Annotated in this window: 10 protein-coding genes; 7 read left to right on the forward strand and 3 right to left on the reverse strand. The window is 46.2% G+C overall.

All coding sequences use genetic code 11. From position 1 onward, the window contains the following. From AC9UEY_RS05390 to AC9UEY_RS05415, 6 genes are all read left to right on the forward strand, one after another. Positions 1 to 656 (forward strand): class I SAM-dependent methyltransferase (locus AC9UEY_RS05390; protein WP_509538825.1); only part of this gene is annotated, 656 nt, incomplete at its 5' end. Positions 657 to 665: 9 nt separating this feature from the next. Beyond that, positions 666 to 1991 (forward strand): argininosuccinate synthase, encoded by a 1326-nt coding sequence (argG, locus tag AC9UEY_RS05395; protein ID WP_509538828.1) that lies wholly within the window; start codon positions 666 to 668, stop codon positions 1989 to 1991. Positions 1992 to 2002: 11 nt separating this feature from the next. Further along, entirely contained in the window at positions 2003 to 2500 is a 498-nt protein-coding gene (locus AC9UEY_RS05400; RefSeq protein ID WP_509538831.1) for an FKBP-type peptidyl-prolyl cis-trans isomerase, read from the forward strand. Then, entirely contained in the window at positions 2500 to 3153 is a 654-nt protein-coding gene (locus AC9UEY_RS05405) for an aquaporin (RefSeq protein ID WP_509538834.1), read from the forward strand. The genes AC9UEY_RS05400 and AC9UEY_RS05405 overlap by 1 nt, the downstream gene beginning before the upstream one ends. Next, entirely contained in the window at positions 3143 to 3547 is a 405-nt protein-coding gene (locus AC9UEY_RS05410) for an arsenate reductase ArsC (protein ID WP_509538837.1), read from the forward strand. Before AC9UEY_RS05405 ends, AC9UEY_RS05410 begins: the two co-directional genes overlap by 11 nt. An 83-nt stretch (positions 3548 to 3630) precedes the next feature. Next, a complete protein-coding gene (locus AC9UEY_RS05415; protein WP_509538840.1) occupies positions 3631 to 4866 on the forward strand; it encodes a Glu/Leu/Phe/Val family dehydrogenase in 1236 nt (411 codons plus the stop codon). 121 nt (positions 4867 to 4987) lie between these two features. Here the strand turns inward: AC9UEY_RS05415 and AC9UEY_RS05420 are convergent, their stop codons facing one another. The 3 genes from AC9UEY_RS05420 to AC9UEY_RS05430 all read right to left on the reverse strand — a co-directional run bounded on the left by AC9UEY_RS05420 (position 4988) and on the right by AC9UEY_RS05430 (position 5927). Further along, complete coding sequence (locus AC9UEY_RS05420) at positions 4988 to 5158, reverse strand: hypothetical protein (protein WP_509538842.1); 171 nt, start codon at positions 5156 to 5158, stop codon at positions 4988 to 4990. Positions 5159 to 5272: 114 nt separating this feature from the next. Next, on the reverse strand, positions 5273 to 5677 hold the full coding sequence (msrB, locus tag AC9UEY_RS05425; protein ID WP_509538845.1) for a peptide-methionine (R)-S-oxide reductase MsrB: 405 nt from the start codon (positions 5675 to 5677) through the stop codon (positions 5273 to 5275). A gap of 37 nt (positions 5678 to 5714) precedes the next feature. Further along, entirely contained in the window at positions 5715 to 5927 is a 213-nt protein-coding gene (locus AC9UEY_RS05430; RefSeq protein ID WP_509538848.1) for a hypothetical protein, read from the reverse strand. Positions 5928 to 6194: 267 nt separating this feature from the next. Here AC9UEY_RS05430 and AC9UEY_RS05435 point away from each other — a divergent pair, with 267 nt between their 5' ends. Then, positions 6195 to 6773, forward strand: coding sequence for a beta-class carbonic anhydrase (locus AC9UEY_RS05435; RefSeq protein WP_509538850.1), 579 nt, complete (start codon positions 6195 to 6197; stop codon positions 6771 to 6773). Positions 6774 to 6867: the final 94 nt, after the last annotated feature.

Here is a 6867-nt window from a genome sequence, read left to right on the forward strand (position 1 = left end):
ATAAACCCACTGAGCAAAACCCCTTGCGCATTACAGATCTTGGTTGTGGACATGCCTACTTAACTTTTGCAGCCCATCAGTACCTGATGAAATCTGGAATCCCAGTATTGGTAACAGGTATTGATGTTCGTCCAGATTCAAGAGATCGCAACAACACTATTGCGCAAAAACTGGGTATTACAAAAACAATTAACTTCAAAGCAGAAGAGATTTCAAAGACAACGGCAGATATGGCAGATGTGGCCATTGCCTTGCACGCATGTGACACCGCAACAGATGATGCAATTGCATGGGCTGTTAACGGCAGAGCCAAGCTTTTGTTGATTGCGCCTTGTTGTCATCATGATATTCAAAAGCAAATAGATAGCGTGCCAGAGCCGTGGGGAGCGCTCACAAAGTTTGGTTTAATGAAAGAACGCCTTGGTGACCTTTTGACCGATTCTTTGCGTGCTCAGCTGTTACGAATCGTTGGATACCGCGTCGAGGTCATTGAGTTTGTTGGAGGAGAACACACTCCTCGCAATTTGATGATTCGTGCAGTCAAGACAGATGCAAAGCCCGAGCGGATAGATATTGATAGATATCTCGAAATAACGGCCCAGTGGGGCGTTACTCCTGCATTAGAGAAGAAACTTCCGACTCTTAACATCCGTTAGACTTGGCACATGTCCAAGGTCCTTGCATCCCTTCCAGTTGGCGAAAAAGTAGGTATCGCCTTTTCTGGTGGGCTCGACACATCAGTGGCTGTTGCCTGGATGCGCGACAAAGGCGCTGTGCCTTGCACCTACACAGCAGATCTTGGCCAGTATGACGAGCCAGATATTGAGTCAGTGCCAGTGCGCGCAAAGGAATACGGCGCAGAGATTTCACGCCTTGTTGATTGCAAGAGCGCACTTGTTGAAGAAGGTCTAGCTGCAATTGCTTGCGGTGCCTTTCATATTCGTTCTGGCGGAAAACAATATTTCAATACAACCCCATTGGGACGCGCAGTCACAGGAACAATGCTTGTGCGCGCGATGCATTCAGATTCAGTAGAAATCTGGGGCGACGGATCAACCTATAAGGGTAATGACATTGAGCGTTTCTATCGTTATGGCCTGCTTGCAAATCCAAACTTAAGAATCTACAAGCCATGGCTTGATCAAGATTTCGTAACACAACTTGGTGGACGTAAAGAAATGTCTGAATGGCTAGTTGCACATGGCTTGCCATATCGCGACAGCACCGAAAAGGCATACTCAACGGACGCAAACATCTTGGGTGCTACTCATGAGGCCAAGAGCCTTGAAAACTTAGACACTTCAGTTGAGTTAGTTCAACCAATTATGGGTGTTCGCTTCTGGGATCCAGCGGTAAAGATTGATAGTGAAGATGTAAAGATCTCATTTGTTCAAGGTCGCCCCGTCGCTATCAATGGCAAATCTTTTGATGATGTTGTTGACTTGATGAAGGAAGCAAATGCTGTCGGTGGTCGCCATGGTCTTGGTATGGCAGATCAAATTGAAAACCGCATTATTGAGGCTAAGAGCCGTGGAATTTATGAAGCTCCAGGAATGGCGCTGCTTTTTATTGCTTACGAGCGTTTAATCAGTGCAATCCACAACGAAGACACTATTGCTAACTATCACGCAGAAGGTCGCCGTCTTGGCCGTCTTCTATATGAGGGTCGCTGGTTTGATCCACAAGCACTCATGCTTCGTGAATCACTCATGCGTTGGGTTGCATCTGCTGTCACAGGTGAAGTAACTATTCGTATGCGCCGCGGTGATGATCACTCAATCATCAACACAACTGGCCCAGGACTTAGTTATCACCCAGAAAAACTGTCAATGGAGCGCACAGAAAACGCTGCCTTTGGACCAGTAGATCGCATCGGTCAATTAACGATGCGAAACCTTGATATTGCCGATACCCGCGCCAAGTTAGAGCTCTATCGCGCGCAGGGTCAGATCGGTGATGGGGAATTTAAACTAATAGGCGAAATCGAATAACGAGGAGAGTAATGCCAAAGAAGACTCTAGTAAAAATATTTGCGGTATTAGCCGTAGCAGCAATTGCATTTGCATCAATTACTACATTCGGAGGAGATGACTCAGTGTCAGGATCAGCAGCAGGATTGCCAGCGGTAACAGGTAACGCAGGTGAAGCACCAACAATCACACCACCAACAGGTGCAGCACCTGCAACATTGCAGACACAAGACATCATCGTTGGTACTGGCACAGAAATTCTGCCAACTTCAACTTTGACGGTCCATTACACATTGATGACATGGTCAAATGGCGCACTTGTTGAGTCTTCATGGTCTGGTGGACAGCCAGCGACATTCCCCCTCTCAGGTGTTATCGCAGGATGGCAAGAAGGTTTACCAGGTGCAAAGGTTGGCGGACGTCGTTTGCTCGTTATCCCAGCTGATAAGGGATATGGTCCAAACGGATCAGGCCCAATTGGACCAAATGAAACTTTGATCTTCGTCGTTGACATCATCGCAGTTTCATAATGAAAATTAATAAATTAATCGCAGAGTTTGTAGGCACCGGTGTTCTTGCAGCCACGGTAGTTGGCTCAGGAATCATGGCAACCTCATTAACTAAGGATGTTGCCCTACAGCTACTCATCGTTGCGATCGCAACAGTCTTTATCTTGGCTGTTTTGATTCAAATGCTTGCACCAATTAGTGGTGCACACTTTAATCCCGCCGTATCGCTGGTTGATTTTCTCAACAAAGGCCTTTCAGCAAAGAAACTAGTTCTCTATGTTATTGCCCAGGTTTTCGGTGGAGTTCTTGGAGTTATCACCGCTAATGCAATGTTTGAGCTTCCAGGGATTCAAGCCTCAGCACATGCTCGATCAGGTGCAGGCTTATGGCTTGGCGAGGTTGTTGCAACAGCTGGTCTGATTCTTGTGATTCAACTTGTCGGTGCTCAAAAGAGTGGCAAGTACATTCCATTTGCTGTTGCAGGATGGATCGGAGCTGCTTATTTCTTCACCTCCTCTACATCTTTTGCTAACCCCGCAGTCACCTTTGCCCGTGCTTTCTCAGATACCTTTGCTGGTATCGAACTAAGTTCGGTTCCAGCATTTATTCTGGCGCAATTAATTGGCGCTGGTATGGGTTTACTTCTTGCTAGGAGTCTGAAGAGTGACAAATAAACCAACAGTTCTTTTTGTCTGTGTTCACAACGCAGGGCGTTCGCAAATGGCGGCGGGGTTCATGCGTGAGCTTGGACAAGGTCGGGTAGAAGTTCTTTCAGCAGGAAGTGCGCCAAAAGATTCAATCAATCCAATTGCAGTTGAAGCAATGGCTGAACTAGGAATTGATATTGCAAATAACACGCCGAAGGTTTTAACACCAGAGGCTGTCCAAGAATCGGATGCTGTGATCACAATGGGTTGCGGCGATGTCTGTCCGTTTTATCCTGGTAAGCGCTATGAAGATTGGGTGCTTGAAGATCCTGCGGGACAGGGGATTGAATCGGTCCGCGTGATTCGTGATGAGATTAAAGCACGAGTAGAGGCATTGCTTTCTGATCTACTTCCCGCCTAACGGGCGAGTCGTTCACCCCGATTTCATAGGAAATAAACCCAAAAGGCCTTTCTTGCTATAGACAATTTTTCTATTCTCCTTGCATGACACATTCTGGATCATCTGCATTTAGCGAAGTTAATGAAAAAGTTGCCCAAGCAGGAGAGATTCTTGGAATTAAACCCGGGGTTATCTCTGCTTTAAGTAGTTGTGAACGAGAAGTAGTCATTTCTATTCCACTTCGTCGAGGCGACGATGTGGAAGTCCTCACGGGTTATCGAGTCCAGCATTCAAGCGCCCGCGGACCACGCAAAGGCGGCATCCGTTTTCACCAAGATGTAGATCTTGATGAAGTCCGTGCTTTAGCATCTTTGATGACATGGAAAACTGCTCTGATTGATGTTCCATTTGGTGGAGCAAAAGGTGGAGTTGCAGTCGATGCCTCAAAACTAACTCCTATCGAAAAAGAAGAAATCATCCGACGTTGGACCCGTTCCCTAGTCCACGTACTTGGTCACCATCGTGATATCCCAGCTCCAGATATGGGAACCGATGCAAAGACGATGGCATGGTTGATGGATGAGTTCCACAGACTTGAAGGCTTCCAACCTGCATGTGTAACTGGCAAGCCAGTTGAACTGTTCGGAGCACCGGGACGTGAGGAAGCAACAGGTCGTGGAGTAGCACAAATTACGGCAGCAACTTTAGAAAAAAACGATGTGAAAGTTAAAGGCGCAATAGTTGCTATTCAAGGCTTCGGAAACGTCGGACGATATGCAGCACTTGTGTGTCAAGAACTTGGTATGAAGGTAATCGCTATCTCCGATGTTTCTGGAGGAATTGTTGATAAAAAGGGTATTGATATTGCAGCAATCTTTAAGGAGAAATCACTGGCAGATGTTCAGGCAGAAGAGCGTATTGGGGCTGCCGAAGTGCTTGAGATTAAGTGCGATGTTTTAATCCCAGCTGCCCTAGGTGGTGTTATTAATGAAAGTAACATGGATAAGATCAACGCCGGATTCATTATTGAAGGTGCAAATCAACCCATCACGATCGCAGCTGACCGCGAATTGCGCGCTCAAGGAGTATTCATTGTTCCTGATATTTTGGCTAACTCTGGTGGTGTTATGGGCTCATACTTTGAATGGACTCAAAACATTCAAGAGTTTAGTTGGCCCATTGACAAATTCCGCCGCGAACTAGATCAGCGCATGGAGAAGGCTTTTGGAAACGTCCACAAGGTTTCCAAGAAGTACTCAGTAGACCTGCGCACCGCTGCATTTATTGTTTCAGTAGAGCGCGTTGCGCAGGCCTTTGAGATGCGAGGGTCGTTGGTCTAGTGAAAAAACTAAAAGACTTCGTAGAGTATCTTCGCTGGATACGAATGAGCCAACGATTTAAGAAAGAGCGCTTTAAAAAGGGACGTGGGGAAGACTTCCACCACGACTAACGGTAGCTACCTTACGAGGCTACGCTGCGCAGGATTGGTTGCTCGAAATCTTCGAACTTAGCAATCCATGAGTATCCGCATTCACCGCACAGGGTCATGGGACCAAACTCATCATTTGTAACAATTTCCAACTCAATAGAACGGCATACATAGCAAGTTGGAAAATCAATTAGTGACGACATGACAACTTCCCTTCTAGTACCGAACAAGGTTGGGGAAGCACCTTAATTATCGTCGTGAGTGTGTAGAGGCCTTATGAGTCGAAGTGAATGTCAGGTTAAATCTTGGTTTACCTGTTACTTCTTTTCCTCTAGATACATAGCCACAGAGTTAATGCACCAGCGCTCATCTGTTGGGACGTCATAACCCTCACCCTTAAAAATGTGGCCCAGGTGTGAATCACAGGCAGCGCATCGAACCTCAGTGCGAATACGTGGAGCAAGTGAGCGATCTTCAATCAATGTAACGGCATCATCTGAAGATGGTGCGTAAAAAGATGGCCATCCACAACCACTGTGAAACTTTGTCTCGCTCTTAAACAGTTCGGCGTTACATGCCTTGCAGCGGTAAGAGCCAACTAATTCAGTATCGGTGTATTCGCCGGTAAAGGGACGTTCAGTAGCAGCGTTGCGTAAAACTTCGTAGGCAAGATCGCCAACTCGAGCTTTAAGGGCTGCTTCATCGATTCTCACTTTTTCCATGGGGAAACCTTAGAACACCTTGGGTTTAGGCGCATCTCTAGGATTTCAAAACAGATGCGGCTGTGTCTAGGTCTTTTTCAAAGACCATTAACTGCGGGCCATCTAGAGTTTGCGTGAGCGTTGCCTTGATATTGGAATCAACAAGCTTTTGCAGTGCCATTTGAGCTTCAATGTAATTACTAGGGGTTGGAAGCGGCTTTAGTAATCCGTACTGATCTTTCTTACCTGCCTTTATAGGAGTAATGATCATTTTCCTGTTACTTGAAAATCCCCACTTCAAAACAAGTATCAATAAGGCAAGTCCCACAAAGCCGCCAAAGGATTGCAGAAACAGCCCATTATTGATTCCACCTAGCATGTGAGAATTGTAAATCTAAAGTTCAAAATTTGCAGAACCAATTGCATCTGATTTGCAACTGCGAGAAGTTATTGAGTTCTCTTTTGTGTTTCATGCTGCTAATTTCCTCCACGTAACGAGAGAACCACTCTTGTTAGACCTGAAATCGGAGATTGCTTAATGTCAGTTCTAAATGAAGTTTTAGATGCAAACAAGAAGTATGTAGAAGGCTTTGGAGAAAAGGGCAAGTTAGCTTTGCCACCTGCTCGTCAATTTGCAGTACTTACCTGCATGGATGCTCGCCTAGATCCAGCAAAGTATGCGGGTCTTTCTGAGGGAGATGCTCACGTTATTCGTAATGCTGGAGCTCGCGCATCAGATGATGCAATCCGATCACTTGTGATTTCCTATAAGCTGCTTGGCACAAAGGAGTGGTTTGTAATCCACCACAGCAACTGTGGCATGGAGTTCTTCACCGATGAAATCATGCGTGGACTACTGTCAAAGAGTCTTGAGACTGCAGCCCTTGGTGAGCAAGGTTTCTATGATGTCGGCAAGGGTCCTGGATCAGAGGAAGCTGCATATATCGACTGGCTAACAATTGCAGATCGCAACAAGGCAGTTGTTGAAGATGTGGAGCGCATCCGTCGTCACCCATTGGTTCCAAAGAACATTCCAATTCACGGCTTTGTATATGAAGTAGAAACAGGAAAGTTGCTAGAAGTTCCAGGAGCAAAGGAAGCTGGCGCAGCGAAGTAATAAAAAGTAATAAAAGACGCCTTTGCCACATTAGCGGCATATGTGAGCACCGGAACCTGCACTGGACATTGCTTTGTGCAACCTGGTGACTTGG

Origin of the sequence: Candidatus Planktophila sp., assembly GCF_040402275.1 — a bacterium.
Classification (GTDB): Bacteria; Actinomycetota; Actinomycetes; order Nanopelagicales; family Nanopelagicaceae; genus Planktophila.